Source organism: Pseudomonas fluorescens (assembly GCF_902497785.1).
GTDB classification, from domain to species: domain Bacteria; phylum Pseudomonadota; class Gammaproteobacteria; order Pseudomonadales; family Pseudomonadaceae; genus Aquipseudomonas; species Aquipseudomonas fluorescens_BO.
On record NZ_CABVHK010000008.1, the window covers coordinates 195,098 to 213,416 of the forward strand.

The 18,319-nt window shown below is 59.8% G+C and carries 18 protein-coding genes; 11 read left to right on the top strand and 7 right to left on the bottom strand.

Annotated features, from left to right (window positions below; genetic code table 11):
- Positions 1-45 precede the first annotated feature (45 nt).
- Positions 46-996: a choline sulfate utilization transcriptional regulator gene (locus tag F8N62_RS14195; protein ID WP_150711500.1), complete on the top strand. Its 951-nt coding sequence runs from the start codon at positions 46-48 to the stop codon at positions 994-996.
- A 74-nt stretch (positions 997-1,070) separates the two neighbouring features.
- Here F8N62_RS14195 and F8N62_RS14200 read toward each other — a convergent pair whose 3' ends face one another.
- A complete protein-coding gene (locus F8N62_RS14200) occupies positions 1,071-1,736 on the bottom strand; it encodes an NAD(P)-dependent oxidoreductase (protein ID WP_150711501.1) in 666 nt (221 codons plus the stop codon).
- Between the two features lie 83 nt (positions 1,737-1,819).
- On the opposite strand from F8N62_RS14200, the gene F8N62_RS14205 reads away from it, so the two are divergent.
- Positions 1,820-2,146: a DOPA 4,5-dioxygenase family protein gene (locus tag F8N62_RS14205; RefSeq protein ID WP_150711502.1), complete on the top strand. Its 327-nt coding sequence runs from the start codon at positions 1,820-1,822 to the stop codon at positions 2,144-2,146.
- Here the strand turns inward: F8N62_RS14205 and F8N62_RS14210 are convergent, their stop codons facing one another.
- Positions 2,147-2,548 carry a GFA family protein gene (locus tag F8N62_RS14210; RefSeq protein ID WP_150711503.1) on the bottom strand — a complete coding sequence of 134 codons (402 nt, stop codon included), beginning with the start codon at positions 2,546-2,548 and terminating at the stop codon, positions 2,147-2,149.
- Positions 2,549-2,965: 417 nt separating this feature from the next.
- Here F8N62_RS14210 and F8N62_RS14215 point away from each other — a divergent pair, with 417 nt between their 5' ends.
- From F8N62_RS14215 to F8N62_RS14255, 9 genes are all read left to right on the top strand, one after another.
- On the top strand, positions 2,966-4,273 hold the full coding sequence (locus F8N62_RS14215) for a CitMHS family transporter (RefSeq protein ID WP_150711504.1): 1,308 nt from the start codon (positions 2,966-2,968) through the stop codon (positions 4,271-4,273).
- Positions 4,274-4,357: 84 nt separating this feature from the next.
- Positions 4,358-5,125 (top strand): TerC family protein, encoded by a 768-nt coding sequence (locus F8N62_RS14220; protein WP_150711505.1) that lies wholly within the window; start codon positions 4,358-4,360, stop codon positions 5,123-5,125.
- 372 nt (positions 5,126-5,497) lie between these two features.
- Positions 5,498-7,156: a Na/Pi cotransporter family protein gene (locus tag F8N62_RS14225; RefSeq protein ID WP_150711506.1), complete on the top strand. Its 1,659-nt coding sequence runs from the start codon at positions 5,498-5,500 to the stop codon at positions 7,154-7,156.
- 192 nt (positions 7,157-7,348) lie between these two features.
- A complete protein-coding gene (locus tag F8N62_RS14230) occupies positions 7,349-8,725 on the top strand; it encodes a M16 family metallopeptidase (RefSeq protein ID WP_150711507.1) in 1,377 nt (458 codons plus the stop codon).
- Between the two features lie 294 nt (positions 8,726-9,019).
- Positions 9,020-10,048 carry a DUF5924 family protein gene (locus tag F8N62_RS14235; RefSeq protein WP_150711508.1) on the top strand — a complete coding sequence of 343 codons (1,029 nt, stop codon included), beginning with the start codon at positions 9,020-9,022 and terminating at the stop codon, positions 10,046-10,048.
- Between the two features lie 54 nt (positions 10,049-10,102).
- Positions 10,103-11,251 carry an ABC transporter permease gene (locus tag F8N62_RS14240; RefSeq protein WP_150711509.1) on the top strand — a complete coding sequence of 383 codons (1,149 nt, stop codon included), beginning with the start codon at positions 10,103-10,105 and terminating at the stop codon, positions 11,249-11,251.
- Positions 11,248-12,051, top strand: coding sequence for an ABC transporter ATP-binding protein (locus F8N62_RS14245; RefSeq protein ID WP_150711510.1), 804 nt, complete (start codon positions 11,248-11,250; stop codon positions 12,049-12,051). The genes F8N62_RS14240 and F8N62_RS14245 overlap by 4 nt, the downstream gene beginning before the upstream one ends.
- Position 12,052: 1 nt before the next feature.
- Positions 12,053-12,991, top strand: a complete 939-nt coding sequence (locus F8N62_RS14250) for an MlaD family protein (RefSeq protein WP_150711511.1) — start codon at positions 12,053-12,055, stop codon at positions 12,989-12,991.
- Positions 12,988-13,614 (top strand): ABC-type transport auxiliary lipoprotein family protein, encoded by a 627-nt coding sequence (locus tag F8N62_RS14255; protein ID WP_150711512.1) that lies wholly within the window; start codon positions 12,988-12,990, stop codon positions 13,612-13,614. The genes F8N62_RS14250 and F8N62_RS14255 overlap by 4 nt, the downstream gene beginning before the upstream one ends.
- Positions 13,615-13,741: 127 nt before the next feature.
- Here F8N62_RS14255 and F8N62_RS14265 read toward each other — a convergent pair whose 3' ends face one another.
- The 5 genes from F8N62_RS14265 to F8N62_RS14285 all read right to left on the bottom strand — a co-directional run bounded on the left by F8N62_RS14265 (position 13,742) and on the right by F8N62_RS14285 (position 18,209).
- A complete protein-coding gene (locus F8N62_RS14265) occupies positions 13,742-14,971 on the bottom strand; it encodes a nucleoside recognition domain-containing protein (RefSeq protein WP_150711513.1) in 1,230 nt (409 codons plus the stop codon).
- Positions 14,972-15,158: 187 nt separating this feature from the next.
- Positions 15,159-16,490, bottom strand: coding sequence for a glutamate/aspartate:proton symporter GltP (gltP, locus tag F8N62_RS14270; protein ID WP_150711514.1), 1,332 nt, complete (start codon positions 16,488-16,490; stop codon positions 15,159-15,161).
- A gap of 714 nt (positions 16,491-17,204) precedes the next feature.
- Positions 17,205-17,669, bottom strand: coding sequence for an inhibitor of vertebrate lysozyme family protein (locus tag F8N62_RS14275; RefSeq protein ID WP_150711515.1), 465 nt, complete (start codon positions 17,667-17,669; stop codon positions 17,205-17,207).
- A gap of 2 nt (positions 17,670-17,671) precedes the next feature.
- Complete coding sequence (locus F8N62_RS14280; protein WP_003380232.1) at positions 17,672-17,836, bottom strand: DUF1328 domain-containing protein; 165 nt, start codon at positions 17,834-17,836, stop codon at positions 17,672-17,674.
- 85 nt (positions 17,837-17,921) lie between these two features.
- On the bottom strand, positions 17,922-18,209 hold the full coding sequence (locus tag F8N62_RS14285; protein WP_150711516.1) for a hypothetical protein: 288 nt from the start codon (positions 18,207-18,209) through the stop codon (positions 17,922-17,924).
- Between the last annotated feature and the right edge of the window lie 110 nt (positions 18,210-18,319).

Genomic DNA, 18,319 nt, shown 5'->3' on the forward strand with positions numbered 1-18,319 from the left:
TGTGGTAAAGCCCATGCCCGGCAATGACTAGGATAAGCACAGCTTATGTATGACGCTTTGGGTGATTTGTCCCTTGATCTGCTTCGCGCCTTCGAAGCGGCGGCCCGACAGCGCAGCTTTACCGCTGCGGCGGTGGAGCTGGGCACTACGCAACCGGCGATCAGTCAGCAGATCAAGCGGCTGGAAGATCAGCTCGGAACGCGGCTGTTTGATCGCATTTATCGCGGCATCGAAATGACTGAGGCCGGGATCATTCTGTTCGAGCAGGTTCAGCTCGGTTTGCAGAATATCGATGCAGGGTTGAGCGCAATCAGCGCACAGCACCAGCACGAAGTGCTACAGGTGGCCACTGATTTCGCTTTCGCTGCCTATTGGCTGATGCCCCGCCTGCATCGTTTTCACGCCGCCAACCCCCAGGTGGATGTCAGCCTGGTGACCAGCGAACGCAGCCTGAATATGCTGCGCACGGACATTGATGTGGCGGTGATGTTCGGTGACGGCCGATTCAAACAGGGCGAAAGTCATTGGCTGTTCAGCGAAGAAGTGTTTCCGGTGTGCAGTCCGTTATTGTTGAAGGATCGTCCCCTGCCCTTGCCTGCCCAGTCGTTACTGGAGTTTCCGCTGCTGCACCTGCGCGGCGAGAACAGCAGCAACTGGTTCGACTGGAGCGGTGTGTTTCGCGAGTTGGGGATTGCGTCGGCGCCAGCACCCGGGCAATTGCGTTTCGACAATTACACCTTGCTGATCCAGGCCGCGCTTGGCGGCCAGGGCGTTGCCATCGGCTGGCGGCATCTTGTGGATAACTTGCTGGCGCAAGGTTTGCTGTGTCGACCGATTGCCGACACGGTAGTCTCCAGGCTGGGCTATTACGTGGTCCTGCCACAACGCAAACGGCGCGGGGCATTGATTCAACAGTTTGTGGATTGGTTGATGGCCGAGCAGGCCAGCAGCGCGCAATCGCTTAATGGCCTGCCTTTACCTTCGATTGCGGTTTGAAAGTCAAAAGATCGCAGCCTTCGGCAGCTCCTACGGGTGATCCCGGCGTAGGAGCTGCCGCAGGCTGCGATCTTTTATTGATCTGAAGTAGCGACAAAATTCACATGCTCGCCAATGTGCAGGTTCAGCTGCAGTTCATCGGCAATCCCCGTCGCGACGCGACTCAAGCGCTCAAGCGGTTCCGCCAGCCCCGGTTCAAGGCTGCTGCTGACCTGACTGAAATGCTCGATCGTCAGGCCTGCGACGCCACGTGGTGCATTGACCAATGTCCAGTGCAACGCGCTGCTTTGCAGGGCCTCGCGGATTTCTTCCGCGGCATGGCGTTTCAGCCGATCCTCGATTTCCGGATCGTCCAGCACCTCGAAATCACCCACCAGAAACAGTCTTGAGATGCCAGCAGCCTGCATGCCATCGATCAGCGCATCGACCGCCAGTACCTGTTCAACCGGGCCCGGCACAATGGTTTTCTCGACATGCTCACTGTTGAACGGCAATCCCGGCGCATCCAGTAAGCAGATGACGGCGGAACAGCCGGCGACGCTTTGCTTGACCCGCTCGGCCTCAAACAAATCGCCGGTCTTGGCGCGCAAGCCGGGCCGGGGTGCCAGCGCAGTCAGGTTGTCGAGAATCGCGATCACTTCATGTTGACGCCGCAGCATTTCAGCCATCAGCGCACTGCCCAGGCTACTCATGGCACCATAGAGCACCACTTTGACCACCGGGGTTTCGGCATTTTTCATGGCTGCGCTCCGAACTTTCTCACGTATATGGCGTGTGACCTGTGGGCAGCGGTGAGGGTTCGACCGGTTTTGGAGGGATTCAGATGCAACCGATCAGGGGCTATCACGCCCATGTGTATTTCGATGCCAGCACCCTCGCTCAGGCGCGCGAGTTGTGTGAGCACGCGGCGCAGTTGTTCGCGCTGAAGATGGGCCGCGTGCATGAACGGCCGGTGGGGCCGCATCCGGACTGGAGTTGCCAGTTGGCGTTCGGGCCCGAGCTCATCGGCGACGTATTGCCGTGGCTGGCGCTCAACCGCAAGGGGCTGGTGGTGTTCCTGCACCCGGACACCGGCGACGATCTGCTTGATCACACCGAACATGCGATCTGGATGGGGGCCGTCCGGCCATTGGACCTGTCTGTTTTTTGATCAGAGTGTTTCTTCGGGTTCACCCGGAAGGTGTTCGTCCAGGTGCAGCCAGGGCAAACGGCTGTCGGTCCAGATGTGTCGCTCGGCCGGGGCTTGCTCGGGGTGATCGAGGGTGGCGATGGTCAGGTCGATGCTTTGCGGGCTGAGGCGGGTTATCAGCGCAAGTTGCGCCCCACAGTTCGGGCAGAAATATCGTACGCAGCTTGATGAAGATGCGTACTGCGCCGGCGTGCCTTTCACCCACTCAAAGGTCGACGCGGGGACGGTGATCCAGGTGGTCACGATGCCGCCGCTGACCCGTCGGCAAATCGAGCAATGGCAGTGGGCGATGTCGTGCAGCGGGCCATTGAATTGGTAGCGCAGTTGTCCGCAGTGGCAGCCGCCGCTGTGAATGTTAGCCATTCTGTTTCCTCCTGATGCGTATGTACCGACGCCATCGCGAGCAGGCTCGCTCCCACAGTGGATCTTTGTCGTACACAAAACCCCTGTGGGAGCGGGCTTGCCCGCGATGGCCTCAACCCGGTTTAACTCCCTGCCCCGGTCCGACGACCGGTCAAGCATCCCGTCAATGCTTTCACCGGCGAAAGCTGGCTGAAAGCTTCCCCGATTAGGATCGCCCCACTACCGGCAACAGACCGGTCGGCCAATGCCAGTGTTTTATCGCTCGCACAGCCCATTTAACAACAACAATGGTGATCCTGATGTCCTTTGATACCCGCCGCTTCGCCGCTACTCCGCCCGTACGCCTCGTGCTTCCCGTTCTGCGCTGACCCACCCGGTTCGCCCATTCCCTAGCCGCGCTACGCCTGGAGTATTCCCATGCTGACTTTCCTTGGCTTCGCCATGGTCATCACGTTCATGTTCCTGATCATGACCAAGCGCCTGTCCGCGCTGATTGCCTTGATCATCATTCCTATCGTCTTTGCCCTGTTCGGCGGTTTCGCGCCGAAAATCGGCCCGATGATGCTCGAAGGCATCACCAAGCTTGCGCCGACCGGCGTGATGCTGATGTTCGCCATTCTCTACTTCGCCCTGATGATCGACTCCGGCCTGTTCGACCCGGCCGTGCGCAAGATCCTCAAAATGGTCAAGGGCGACCCGTTGAAAGTGTCGGTCGGCACCGCCGTCCTGGCCCTCGTCGTCTCCCTTGATGGTGACGGCGCGACTACTTACATGATCTGCGTGGCCGCCATGCTGCCGCTCTACAGCCGCATCGGCATGAGCCCGCGGATCATGGCCGGTCTGATCATTCTTGCCGGTGGCGTAATGAACATGACACCGTGGGGCGGCCCGACTGCCCGTGCGGCCAGTGCGCTGCATGTGGATCCGTCGGCGATCTTCGTGCCGATGATTCCGGCGATGCTGGCCGGTGTGGTGGCGATCCTGGCGATTGCCTACTTCTACGGCAAACGCGAACGCGCTCGTCTGGGTGAACTGCACCTGGTGGGTGACGAGGTCGATCACAGCGAAATCAGCGTTTCGCAGTTCCCGGATGCCCGTCGTCCGAAGCTGATCTGGTTCAACGGCGCGCTGACCCTGGCGCTGATGTGCACCTTGATCGCCGGCCTGTTGCCGCTGCCAGTGTTGTTCATGGTGGCATTCAGCATCGCGATGATCGTCAACTATCCTTGCCTGCAACAGCAGAAGGATCGCGTTGCGGCTCACGCCGGCAGCGTGCTGGCAGTGGTCGGTTTGATCTTCGCTGCGGGCATTTTCACCGGTATCCTCACGGGCACCGGCATGGTCGATGCGATGTCGAAGAGCCTGTTGGCAGTCATCCCGGATTTCCTCGGCCCGTACCTGGCCGTGATCACCGCGCTGGTGAGCATGCCGTTCACGTTCTTCATGTCGAACGATGCATTTTATTACGGGGTGTTACCAGTACTTGCCGAAGCGGCCAGTCATTACGGTATAACCGCAGTTGAAATGGCACGTGCCTCGATCGTCGGTCAGCCCGTCCACTTGCTGAGCCCGCTGGTACCATCGACCTATTTGTTGGTGGCCCTGGCCGGGATCGACTTCGGTGACCATCAGCGCTTCACCCTGAAATGGGCAGTGCTGGTGTGCATGTGCATACTGGTTGCAGCATTGCTGATGGGGATTTTTCCGCTGTTCAGCACTCTATAAGCCCAAGACTCACCAAGACGGGTCCAGGCTTCGCTGTTTGAAGGCGGGCCCGTTCTGGTTTAACAATCGCTCAAAGGAATAAACATGGAATGGCTGACCAACCCTGAAATCTGGGTTGCCTTCTTAACTCTGACCGCCCTGGAAATCGTCCTGGGTATCGATAACATCATCATGATTTCGATCCTGGTCAGCCGCATGCCCAAGCACATGCAGCAGCGCACCCGGATTTTCGGCCTGGCGCTGGCCATGGTCACGCGGATCCTGTTGCTGCTGTCGATCACCTGGGTCATGCGCCTCACCGCAGATCTGTTCGAAATGTTCGGCCAGGGTATTTCCGGGCGTGACCTGATCCTGTTCTTCGGTGGTCTGTTCCTGTTGTGGAAGAGCTCGCAAGAGATGTACCACGCGCTGGAAGGTGAAGACGAAACCCACGAAGAGCCCGGCGGCAAGGGCGGGAATTTCCTCTACACCATCATCCAGATCGCGATCATCGACATCGTGTTCTCTCTCGACTCGGTGATTACCGCGGTTGGCATGGTCTCTCACGTACCGGTCATGGTCGCGGCGATCATCGTTGCGGTGCTGGTGATGATGCTGGCTTCGGGCACCATCAGCTCGTTCATCGACAAGCACCCGTCGCTGAAAATGCTGGCGCTGTCGTTCCTGCTGATCGTCGGTACCGTGCTGATTGCCGAATCCTTCGACGTGCACGTGCCAAAAGGCTACGTCTACTTCGCCATGGCGTTCTCGCTGGCGGTGGAAGCGATCAACATCAAGATGCGCACCGCGATTGCGAAAAAGAGAAAACAGCAAGACCCGGTAAAACTGCGCAAGGATATTCCAGGGCAGTAAACTGGATGCAAAACCTGTGGGAGCGAGCCTTTGTGGCGAGGGAGCTTGCTCCCGCTCGGCTGCGCAGCAGTCGTAAAAAAATGCGAATGCGCTTAGCTGGTCATTGGGGCCGCTTCGCGGCCCAGCGGGAGCAAGCTCCCTCGCCACGGGTCATGTGAATGCAATACCCACATTTATGATCAAGGGACCTTCGGGTCCCTTTTTCATTTTCTGCATGAAGCTGTTTTCATGACAGTTTTGTTTCAATCACTTCTTTAGCTATGCGATGCTGGCGCCCAGACCGTTAGCCAACTACAGCTTAAGTACAGAACGTAGAACGTCGCGGCACTGTCCACTTGCTCCTTTGGGGCGCTACCACCACAGGGGGCCCGTATGCTCACCCTGCTCAATTTGCTCTCTGCCGTGGCCTTGTTGATTTGGGGCACGCACATCGTCCGAACCGGCATCTTGCGGGTCTACGGTTCCAACCTGCGCCATGTGATTGGCCAGAACATGTCCAAGCGCGGGTTGGCGTTCATCGCCGGCATCATCGTGACGGCCATGGTGCAAAGCAGCAACGCCACCGCCATGCTCGTGACTTCCTTTGTCGGCCAGGGCCTGATGGCGTTGACGCCGGCGCTGGCGACCATGCTTGGCGCCGATGTCGGCACCGCGCTGATGGCGCGGGTGCTGACGTTTGATTTGTCGTGGCTGTCGCCGTTGCTGATTTTCCTCGGGGTGATTTTCTTCCTGTCGCGCAAACAGACCCGGCTCGGGCAAATGGGCCGCGTCAGCATCGGCCTGGGGCTGATCATTCTGGCGTTGCAGCTGATCGTCGAAGCCGCCGCGCCGATCACGCAGGCCCAAGGGGTCAAGGTCATTTTTGCCTCGCTGACGGGCGACATCTTGCTCGATGCCCTGGTCGGCGCGTTGTTCGCGATGGTTTCCTACTCCAGCCTGGCCGCGGTCCTGTTGACCGCGACCCTGGCCGGCGCCGGTGTGATCAGTTTGCCGGTGGCCATTGGCCTGGTGATCGGCGCCAACATCGGCAGCGGCATTCTGGCGTTCATGAGCACCAGCATGCAGAACGCCGCGGGCCGTCAGGTCGCGCTCGGAAGCCTGCTGTACAAACTGATCGGGTTGCTGCTGATCATCCCGGTGCTCGACCCGCTGGTGCACTGGATCGACAGCCTCGATTTCAGTCCCCAGGAAATGGTCATCGGTTTCCACCTGCTCTATAACACCGCGCGTTGCCTGATCCTGCTGCCAAGCGTAGGGCCGATGGCCAGGCTTTGTGCGTGGCTGCTGCCGGAGCGCCCGGAAGTCAACGGCACTGCGAAGCCGCGGCATCTTGATCCGACGGCGCTGGTCACTCCGAGCCTCGCGCTGGCCAACGGTGCCCGTGAGACCCTGCGCATCGGCGACCTGATCGACAACATGCTCGAAGCCATGCTCGACGTGTTGCGCGGCAACCAGACCGCCGTGACCCAGGAAATGCGCCGCCTGACCGATGATGTGGAGTCGCTCTACAGCTCGCTGAAACTCTATCTGGCGCAAATGCCCCGCGAAGACCTCAGCGAGCAGGACAGCCGACGCTGGGCGGAAATCATCGAACTGGCGATCAACCTCAAACTCGCCGCTGACCTGATCGAGCGCATGCTGCGCAAAGTGCAGCAGCAGAAAACCTCGCAGCGTCGGTCTTTTTCCGAGGTCGGTCTCGAAGAGTTGGCGGGGCTGCACAGTCAGCTGATTTCCAATTTGCGCCTGGGCTTGTCGGTATTTCTCAGTGCCGACAAGGAAAGTGCCCGCCAGTTGCTGCGTGAAAAACGTCGATTCCGCGCACAGGAACGCCGCCTGGCCCACGCCCACGTCAGCCGTCTGCAACGCAAGGTCGTGCAGAGTATCGAGACCAGTTCGCTGCACCTGGAGCTGATTGCCGACATGAAACGTTTGAATTCGCTGTTCTGCAGCAGTGCGTATGTGGTGCTGGAAGCGTCCGACACCGGCGCGCTCATCGTCGACGATTTGGCTGACATCACGCATTCGCCTTGAACGTCTGGCAGTGTGGTCAGTCAGTAACATGTATTCAGTCTTCAAGCCGCCATCGCGGGCAAGCCCGCTCCCACAGGGAATCAGGTTGGCCGCAATTTCGTGTTCAACACCGATCACTGTGGGAGCGGGCTTGCCCGCGATGGCGCCCTGACTGACAACATGGATCTCCAATCAGCCGTATGGAAACCTGCTATGCGTTGTCTGTTGTTCGCCTGCCTGTTGATTGCATCGCTGCCTTCGTTCGCCCTGGATCGCTTTCAGGTCGAGGGCTATACGCTGCCCAATGGTCTGCAAATGCTGCTAAAACCCGGCACCGAACGCGGGCACGTGGCGATTCGGCTGGTGGTCGGTGTCGGCATTGATGATTTCAACTGCGCCGACAAAGAGCTGCCGCACCTGCTCGAGCACCTGCTGTTCAGCGGCATCGACGCCAACGGTGAAGGCGGTCTGGAAGAACGCATGCAGGCCCTGGGCGGGGAATGGAACGCCTTCACGAGCAATGCCGACACCACGTTCGTCATCGAAGCGCCGGCGAAAAACCAGCGCAAGGTCCTCGACCTGTTGTTGGCGTTGCTGACCCAGACCCGCATCGACGACAACGCCATCAACGCCGCCAAGCAAGTGGTCGAGCGTGAGGACGGCGGTCATTACTCGCACCTGCAACGCTGGCTGGACCGTCAGGATCTGGGCCACACGGCGAGTAATCAGCTCGCTGTGGAGCTGGGCCTGAAATGCGCGGAACGGGCCGAAGTCGATCACCTGACCCGCGAACAACTGGAGACCGTGCGCAAAGCCTGGTACGCGCCGAACAACATGACACTGATCATGGTCGGCGACCTCGACCGTTTGCTGCCGGCCTATCTGGAGCGGGCCTGGGGCGAACTCGAGGCAGTGGACCCGACCGATCACCCGCCGCTCCCGGAAATCCAGGCCAGCGCCGCCCATGAGCGCACCTTGAGTCATGGTTTCGTCGGTGGCGCTGCCAAGTTGCATTGGCTGGTGCCGGAGCCCGTGCTTGAGGATCAGCACGACGAAACGTTCGACCTGCTCAAGGACTATCTGGACTGGGCGCTCTATCGCCAGATGCGCCTGGCGCATGGCTTGTCCTACGGCCCTTCGGCGGAGCGCGAGGTGTTTGGCGGCGTGGGCTTCATGAGCCTGAATGCGGATCTGGATCGCGACGGTGTAACCGAGGCCGAGCAGGTGCTCGAGGACTTGAAAGCGGGGCTGCTGAAGAATGGCCTCGATGCCGACACCTTCAACCGCCTCAAGCAAGCGGCTATCGCCCGCCAGGCCTGGGCCGTGCAAGGCAACAGCGCATTGGCCGATTACTACTGGAGCGCGCTCGGTGAGTATCAGAATGGCCGATTCGCTGACCCGGCCAGGGAACTCCAGGGCGTGACGCTGGCCGAGGCCAACAAGGCGATGCGCGAGTTGCTGATGCAGCCGGGGTACATCCGGATCGAGAAGCCGTTGGTGAGTGATGATCAGGTGTTGTGGGCGATTGTCGGGGTGTTCGCTTTGATTGTGCTTGGGTTGCTGGCCTGGCGCGTTTATCGCCGACGATAGCAATCCACCTGTGACGGTCTACTTGAGATTATCTTCAGGCAGGCGAGGAATCTGTGGTGAGGGGATTTATCCCCGTTCGGCTGCGAAGCAGTCGCCAATTCGGACAATTCGGTTTGATTGGTCGGTCGCTGGGGGCGCTTCGCGACCCAACGGGGATAAATCCCCTCGCCACAGTTAGATTTCCAATCCGTGTTGGGTTGGTGACAGGACCAATACGAGCGGCACCCTCGCCACACCGCCCTCCTCGGCGGTAACCTGTCGAGGATTTTTCCCACGACTATTGTGAACCGCCGAATGCCTACTCTGACCTTATTCGTACAGCGCATCCTTGAGCTGATGAAGCGCTACCCAGGGGTCATCGCGCTCGGCGGTTTCATCTCCGGTGTCGGCAGTTTCATGCTGGTGGATCGTCAGCAAGGCCTGGCGACCTGGATCACCATCATCATGGTCCTCAGCTGGATCTGGTTGATGCTGGAAAACAGCCTGACCAAACTGTTCACCCGGATCTTCAAACGGGAAATCCCCCAACCGTTACTGCGTTACGCCACGCAGATGATCCATCAGGAAAGCCTGTTTTTCGTCCTGCCGTTCTTTTTCATCACCACCACCTGGAACAGCGGCCAGTTGTTTTTCACCGGGCTGCTGGCCATCTCTGCGTTGATTTCCATCATCGACCCGCTCTACTACAAATGGCTGGCACCGCGGCGCTGGGCGTTTCTGGCATTGCACACGCTGACGCTGTTCGCGGCGCTACTGACCGCCCTGCCCGTGATCCTGCACTTGACCACCTCCCAGAGTTTCAAATGGGCGCTGGGCATCTCCGTTGTCCTGTCGTTCCCGAGCCTGGCCTCGATCTTTCCGATTCGCACCTTGCGTAACGCGCTGGCTATTCTGAGCATCACGGTGGGCATTGGCGGCGTCGGTTGGGTGCTGCGCTCGTGGGTGCCGCCGGCAACGTTGTGGATGACCGACGTGGCGATCAGCACCCAGCTGCAGGACCGCACGCCCGGCAAGAGTCTGGACGAGGTCAGCGCCGAACAGATTCGCGGTGACGGGCTGTACGCCTACACCGCGATCAACGCCCCGCGCGGTCTGGACGAGCGGATTTACCACGTGTGGCAATTCAACGGCAAAGAGGTTGACCGCATCGCGCTGGACATCCACGGTGGGCGCAAGGAAGGCTATCGCGCCTGGACCCACAAGCAGAACTTCCCCGGCAATCCGGCGGGTAACTGGCAGGTTCGGGTGCTGACCGAAGACGGCCAACTGATCGGCGTATTGCGCTTCAAGATCACAGACAGCACACCGACCAAAGAAAAGTAATGAGGTTCGTGCTATTACGTAGCTCTGCGCAACAGCCGAACAAGCACGGAGCTTATGACCAGCAGCACAACGCCCGGCAACGCCAGCCTAGACGCCTCACACTCCCCCGCTCAGTTACGGGTGACGGGTGACTGGACGCTTGCCCATTACGCCGACCTCAAGGACCTGAGCGAAAAGCTGCGCGGCGAATACGACGACAGCACCCACATCGACCTCAATAGCCTCGGCGCGCTCGATACCGCCGGCGCATCGCTGCTGGTGGAGCTGCTTGGCTCTGAGCGCCTTGGCAAATCCGCCGAACATCCCGATTGCACGTTGTCCGTCGCTGATCGTGCGTTGTTGCAAACGGTTTATCAGTCGATGACTGACTTCTGCGTGCCGATCAGGGAACCGGAAATCAGCGTCGGCATTCAATTGCTGACCCGTATCGGCCGTGCGGTGGATGCGGTCTGGCAGGACACCCTGCAACTGCTGGGCTTCGTCGGCCTGATCCTGGAAACCATCGCCCGTGGGCTGTTCCGCCCGAAACGCTGGCGCATCACGCCCATGGTCGCGCACATCGAGCAGACCGGCCTCGACGCCGCGCCCATCGTTGCCTTGCTGACCTTTCTGGTGGGCGCCGTGGTGGCTTTTCTCGGGGCGACGGTGTTGGCGAGTTTCGGCGCGAGTATTTTCACCGTGGACCTGGTGGCGTTTTCCTTTCTGCGCGAATTCGGCGTGTTGCTCACCGCGATCCTGATGGCCGGGCGCACCGCCAGTGCATTTACCGCGCAGATCGGCTCGATGAAGGCCAACGAAGAAATCGACGCCATTCGCACGTTAGGCCTCGACCCGATGGAGTTGCTGGTGGTCCCGCGCGTCCTGGCGCTGTTGGTGGCGCTGCCGATGCTGACGTTTCTGGCGATGCTCTCGGGGATTATTGGCGGCGGCGTCGTTTGCGCGGTGTCGCTGGGTATCTCGCCGGCGATGTTTCTGTCGTTGCTGCAAACCGACATCGGCGTTCAGCACTTTCTGGTGGGGATGGTCAAAGCGCCAATCTTCGCCTTCCTCATCGCTGCCATCGGTTGCCTTGAAGGCTTCAAGGTCAGCGGCAGCGCCGAATCGGTCGGCGCGCACACCACGTCGAGTGTGGTGCAGTCAATTTTCGTGGTCATTGTGCTCGACGCCGTGGCCGCGCTGTTTTTCATGGAGATGGGCTGGTGAGTCGTCTACCCCGAGCGCCCTCCGAGGCGGTGATTGAAGTTCGCGGGCTGTGCAATCGTTTCGGCAGCCAGAGCGTGCACGAGAACCTCGACCTGGATTTGTACAAGGGCGAAATCCTTGCGGTGGTCGGCGGTTCCGGCAGCGGCAAGTCGGTGTTGCTGCGCAGCATTGTCGGCTTGCGCCAGCCCAGCGAAGGCGTGGTCAAGGTCTTCGGCAAGAACCTGCCGACCCTGTCCGAGCACGAACGCTCGATGGTCGAGCGGCGTTTCGGTGTGCTGTTTCAGAAAGGCGCCCTGTTCTCTTCACTGACCGTGACCGAAAACGTCGCCCTGCCCCTGATCGAACATGCGGGCCTGAGCCGCAACGACGCCGAACACCTGGCGGCGGTCAAACTGGCGTTGGCCGGTTTGCCGCTGTCGGCGGCAGACAAGTACCCCGCTTCGCTGTCCGGTGGCATGATCAAGCGCGCGGCACTGGCCCGGGCGTTGGCGCTTGACCCCGACATCCTGTTTCTCGACGAACCGACCGCCGGCCTCGATCCGATCGGCGCGGCGGCCTTCGATCAGTTGATCCTGACCCTGCGCGACGCGTTGGGTTTGAGCGTGTTTCTGGTCACCCACGATCTCGACACGCTCTACACCATCACCGACCGGGTGGCGGTGCTGGCGCAGAAGAAAGTGCTGGTGGCGGATGCCATTGATGTCGTCTCGGAAACCGACGATGCGTGGATTCACGAATACTTCCACGGCCCACGCGGCCGCGCGGCGCTGACGGCCGCTCAACAGTTGAATGAGGTCTGACATGGAAACCCGAGCCCATCATGTATTGATCGGCCTGTTCACTGTGATTGTGGTGGCAGGTGCCCTGCTCTTCGGTCTGTGGCTGGCCAAGTCCAGCGTCGACACCGAGTTCAAGGATTACGAAATCGTCTTTAACGAGGCCGTCAGTGGTTTGTCCAAGGGCAGCGCCGTGCAGTACAGCGGGATCAAGGTCGGCGACGTGGTGACGTTGCGCCTCGACCCGAAAGACCCGCGCCGGGTGCTGGCGCGGATTCGCCTGGGCGGCGATACGCCGATCAAGGAAGACACCCGGGCCATATTGGCGCTGACCGGGATTACCGGCACCTCGATCATTCAGCTCAGCGGCGGTACGCCGCAAAGTCCGACCCTCAAGGGCAAGGACGGTAATCTGCCGGTGATCATCGCGTCGCCCTCGCCTATCGCTCGCTTGCTCAATGACAGCGGCGACCTGATGGCCGGTGTGAACACGCTGATGCACAACGCCAACCAGATGTTCTCCTCGGAGAACGTCGAGCGCATCAGCAAAACCCTTGAGCACCTGGAGCAAACCACCGGCACCATCGCCGACCAGCGCGGCGATATTCGTCAGGCGATGCAGCAACTGGCGTCGGTCGGCAAGCAGGCCGGGGTCATGCTCGAACAGACATCGGCACTGATGCGCAACGCCAATGGTTTGCTCAACGATCAGGGCAAGCACATGTTCGGCAGCGCCGAGCAAGCGATGAAATCACTGGAACAAAGCAGCGCGACCATCAACAAACTGCTCACCAGCAATCAGGATTCGCTCAACAGCGGCATGCAAGGCCTCAATGGCCTGGCCCCGGCGGTGCGAGAGTTACGCGACACGTTGACGTCGTTGCGTGCGATTTCTCAACGCCTGGAAGCCAACCCCAGCGGTTACTTGCTGGGCAATGACAAGAACAAGGAGTTCACGCCATGAAGCTCGGCCACGCTGCCCTCCTCGCTGGTTTCGCTTTAGTCAGCGCCTGCTCGATCCTGCCCAAGTCCGAGCCGTCGGATGTTTATCGCCTGCCCTCGGCCCAGAGCAGCGTTGCGGGCAACCACGGCATACCGCAGCGCTGGTCGCTGCGCCTGACCAAGCCGCAGGCCAGCGAGGCGCTGAACAGTCCTAAAATCGCCGTGATCCCGCAAGGCGATCTGATCAGCAGTTATACGGCTTCACGTTGGAGCGACCCGGCGCCGGTCCTGCTGCGCAATCGTCTGCTCGATGGTTTCCAGCGTGACGGTCGGGTGGCGTTGTTGAGCACCGATGACAGTAACTTCCAGGCGGACCTGGAATTGGGCGGCAATCTGCAAGCGTTCCAGACCGAATACCAAGGCACGGCGGCCAGCGTGGTGGTGCGTCTTGATGCGTTGCTGGTGCGCGGTTATGACCAGCGCATCCTCGCCAGCCGCCGCTTCGAAGTGCGCCAGCCGTTGAGCGATGTGAAGGTGCCGGCGGTGGTGAGCGGGTTTGGCCAGGCCAGTGATCAGTTGACGGCGCAGGTGGTGAGTTGGGCGGTGGAGCAAGGCCAGAAAGTCGCGCCGCCACTGAGGCCTTGAAACCGCCGCCACCCCTGTAGGAGCGAGCTTGCTCGCGATGGTCGTCAACGATGACGCGGGATACCTGACACCCCGAGGCGTTCTGACGTTTTTCGCGAGCAAGCTCGCTCCTACAAGGGGGTTGTCGTTAACCAAAGAACCAGTAGCAAACGCCAATGGCGCCGAGCACACCGGCCAGCTCCGCCAGCAGTGCACACCCCACCGCGTGCCTTGCCCGCTGAATCCCTACCGCGCCGAAATACACCGCCAGCACATAAAACGTTGTTTCCGTGCTGCCCTGCACCGTCGCCGCCACCAACGCCGGGAAACTGTCCACCCCGGACGTTTTCATGGTTTCGATCAGCATCGCCCGTGCCGCGCTGCCGGAGAACGGTTTGACCATCGCCGTCGGCAGCGCATCGACGAAGCGCGTGTCCCAACCGGCCCATTCCACCAGATGACGAATCCCGTCGAGGCCAAAATCCAGCGCCCCGGACGCACGCAGCACGCCCACCGCACAGAGCATCGCCACCAGATACGGCAGCAGATTCTTGGCCACGTCGAAGCCTTCTTTCGCGCCTTCGACGAACGCTTCGTAAACCTTCACCTTGCGCAGCGCGCCGACCACCAGAAACAGCATGATCAAACCGAACAGGGTCAGGTTGCCGAGGATCGATGACAAGCCGGCCAGCGCGGTGGCTGACAGCGTCGCCAGCAGCGCCATGAAGCCACCGAGGGCGAGGGCACCGGGAATCAGGTAGGCGAGCACCACCGGGTCCCACAGGCGCAGACGCTGCATGAACGCCACGGACAACAGCCCCACCAGTGTCGAACAACTGGTGGCGAGCAGGATCGGCAGGAACACCAGCGTCGGGTCAGGCGCGCCTTGCTGGGCGCGGTACATGAAGATCGTCACTGGCAGCAGGGTCAGGGAGGAGGCGTTAAGCACCAGGAACAGAATCTGCGCATTGCTGGCGATGGTCGCGCTGGGGTTGAGCTCTTGCAGCGCCTTCATGGCTTTCAGGCCGATCGGCGTGGCGGCGTTGTCCAGGCCCAGGCCATTGGCGGCGAAGTTCAGGGTGATCAGGCCGATGGCCGGGTGGCCGGCCGGCACTTCCGGCATCAGGCGCAGGAACAACGGGCCCAGTGCCCTGGCCAGCCATTCGACGATCCCGGCTTTCTCGGCGATGCGCAAAAACCCCAGCCACAGGGTGAGGGTGCCAAACAGCAGCACCATCACCTCGACCGACAGCTTGGCCATGGCAAAAATGCTTTCCACCATCGCCGCGAAGATCCCGGCGTTGCCACCGATCAGCCACTGCGCCAGCGCCGACACGGCTGCGACAATGAAGAAGCCAAGCCACAGGCCATTGAGCATCAGTTAAATCCCCCGAAGAATGCGGCGAATGATAGCGGGACAGGCAGAAACGACAAACCCCGGATTTCTCCGGGGTTTGTTTGTGTACCTGTGGGAGCGAGCTTGCTCGCGATAGCGGTGTCAGTCGACATCACTGTTGACTGTTATTCAGTCATCGCGAGCAAGCTCGCTCCCACAGGGTTTTGCATTAGTTGCTGGAGACTTCACCCACCGGCAATTTTTCCTTGCTGCGCCAGTGCGGCAGGGAGTTCCAGTAGCGCTGGCCCTTGGCATCGTCGTACATGCCTTCCCAGCGGGAGATGACCAGTACGGCCAGAGCATTGCCGATCACGTTCAAGGCGGTACGTGCCATGTCCATCACGCGGTCGACACCGGCGATGAACGCCAGGCCTTCCAGCGGAATGCCCACGCTGCCCAAAGTCGCCAGCAGTACCACGAACGACACGCCCGGTACGCCGGCGATGCCTTTGGAGGTGACCATCAGGGTCAGCACCAGCAGCAATTGCTGGCTGATCGACAGGTCGATGCCGTAGAGCTGGGCAATGAAGATGGCCGCGATGCTCTGGTACAGGGTCGAACCGTCGAGGTTGAACGAGTAGCCGGTGGGCACCACGAAGCTGCAAATGGCTTTCGGCGCGCCGTAGGCTTCCATCTTCTCGATCACCCGCGGCAATACGGTTTCGGAGGAAGCGGTGGAGTAAGCCAGGACCAGCTCATCCTTGAAGATGCGCATCAGCTTGATCACCGAGAAGCCGAACAGGCGAGCAATCAGGCCCAGTACCACGAAGGCGAAGAAGGCGATGGCGACGTAAACCAGGATCACCAGTTTGGCCAGCGGCAGCAACGACGCGAAACCGAAGTTGGCTACGGTCACCGCGATCAGTGCGAATACGCCGATCGGGGCGTAGTTCATGATCATGTGAGTGACCTTGAACATGCTTTCCGAAACGCCCTGGAACATCGTCACCAGCGGGTCGCGCAACTCGGGCTTGAGGCTCGACAGGCCGAGACCGAACAACACCGAGAAGAAGATGATCGGCAGCATTTCGCCGCGAGCAATGGCCGCGAAGATGTTCGACGGGATCAGGTTAAGGATGGTTTCGATGAACGCGTGTTCATGCTGGACTTCGGCGGCGGTCGCCTGGTACTTGGAAATATCCACGGTGCCCAGGGTGCTCATGTCGATGCCGGCGCCCGGATGGAACACGTTCGCCAACACCAGACCGACGACGATGGCGATCGTGGTGACGACCTCGAAGTAAAGGATGGTCTTGAGGCCAATGCTGCCGAGTTTCTTCGCGTCGCCGACGCCGGCAATACCGACGATCAGCGACGAGATCACGATCGGGATCACAATCATCTTGATCAGACGGATAAAGATATCGCCTGCCGGTTGCAGGACGTTGCTGATCCACCAGGCCTTCTCGGCACTGAAATGGTTGAGCAGCGCACCGATTGCAATCCCCAATACCAGACCGATGAGGATCTGCCAGGCGAGGCTGAGCTTTGCCTTCTTCATATCTTTACCCTTACTTGCGTTTGACTCAGGCAGATGCGGAAACAGGAACGCTTGTGGCGAAAAAGTTGTAGGCATCTGCCCCCGTATAAGGTGCCCCGGAGCGAGTACTTATGGCTCTCTGGCAGGCGAAAAAAGGCGCAACTATTCCGATGCAAGGAAGCGACGTCTAATGCCGTAAACGCCTACCCTATGCCGAATCGGCATGAGGTTTTTTTACCGTAAGCGACGTCGCAAACGGTTGCGAGATGACATTTCGGCAGGCGAACATGCCGCGAACCGGCCATTTCCGGGAGGGGTGAGTATTTTCTGATCAGTTTTGCGGGCGGAGGATTTCGGAAAAATCCGACAACGAAAGGGAAAAAATCTCCGCAAAATCAGGCAGTTTTTTCTCGATGTACGGTCACCCAGCCAACCCCGATTGAAGGATTTTTCGCAGGCGATCACGAGATTGAGGGATGTAACAGCGAAACCGAGTGGCTCGCAGATGTTGAATGTCTGGCTTGCATAAGCTCTTCGCAAGTCCGTCGATCCATGAGGATCGGCGAACTCGCGTCGCAGCTTTTACCTGACCCGGCCCTTGCGCAGGTACTCCCTGTACCCGTAGGTCACTCCGCCCCTGAAACAGGCAGAACGTCCCGACCCCTTGGTCATGCGACTACCTTCCTCAGGTAGCGCACTGGAGAGAAGCAATGCTGCTTCTTTCGTGTGACAAATTCAGTACCAGTTCGGATCTTTCTTCAGTTGTTCCATCAACAGGTCCTGCATGCCCTGATCGGGCTTGCCGAGAAACCGGTAGTCCGCATGTCGCGTGGGCGACTTGTCGGCCGGTAATCCCGCCGGGACTTCGACCAGCATGGCGTAGGCGTCTTTTTTGTCGAAGCTGACGGCAACGATCAAGCGCTTATTGAGGCAGGTGTTCTGCGATTCGCAGAGCGGCCCCACCAGATACTTGTCGCCATCTTCTTCCACAGCATTCATTTGCTCGGCATCGCCAGACAGGTTCATCACCCATTCCGGCAGACGTTCTTCCTTCTTCACTACGCCTTGCCAAGTGTCGTGAAACTGCGGGTCCGCGCTCAACAACTCACTGACCCGCGCCTGGCCATCGTTGGCCGCCATCGCGATGGCACTGCCGCCCAGAAGCAGGGCGGCTGCCAACGTTTTCAGGGAAACGCTCATCGTTAACCTCGACCGCGACGGCCAAAGAAGAACGAAACAACAAACATCACCAGGAACACGACAAAGAGAATCTTGGCGATACCCGTGGCGGTGCCCGCGATACCACCGAAGCCCAGTACTGCAGCAATGATGGCAATGATCAAGAATGTGATTGCCCAGCTCAACATGGTGATTCTCCTTACGCTTCTATTTAGTAGGTGATGCTTGTGGTGCTTATCCCGGCGCCTCTATTGCTGCGCCAAGTTGGTGTATTCAGAACACCCAGCGTTCCTGACGAGGCAGCTCATCGGCAGGTTGCGCCTGGTCGACGTCCATCATTCGCATGGGCGCGCTGTCAACGAAGCTGCTGCTGACGGCGCTGAAATGGGTCTGGGTCGGGTGCTGAATCGGCACGCGTGGCGCTTCTTGCTGCTGGCCCTGCTCCCAGCGCTGAAACTGTTGACCGCCGATCAAGGTGATCAAAAGCGCCAGAACAGCAAACAGGCCTTGCTGGATATGCAGGGGCGAGATACGCAATTGGGCGGCACGTTGGCGACTCATCCTGAAGCTCCTCCCACAGTGTGGAGATCTTGTTGTGGGCGATGGATTGAATGCCCTGGTTAAGACTTGTATTGCAGCCTGCATGCCAGCTTTTTTAAGTCAAAAATAAT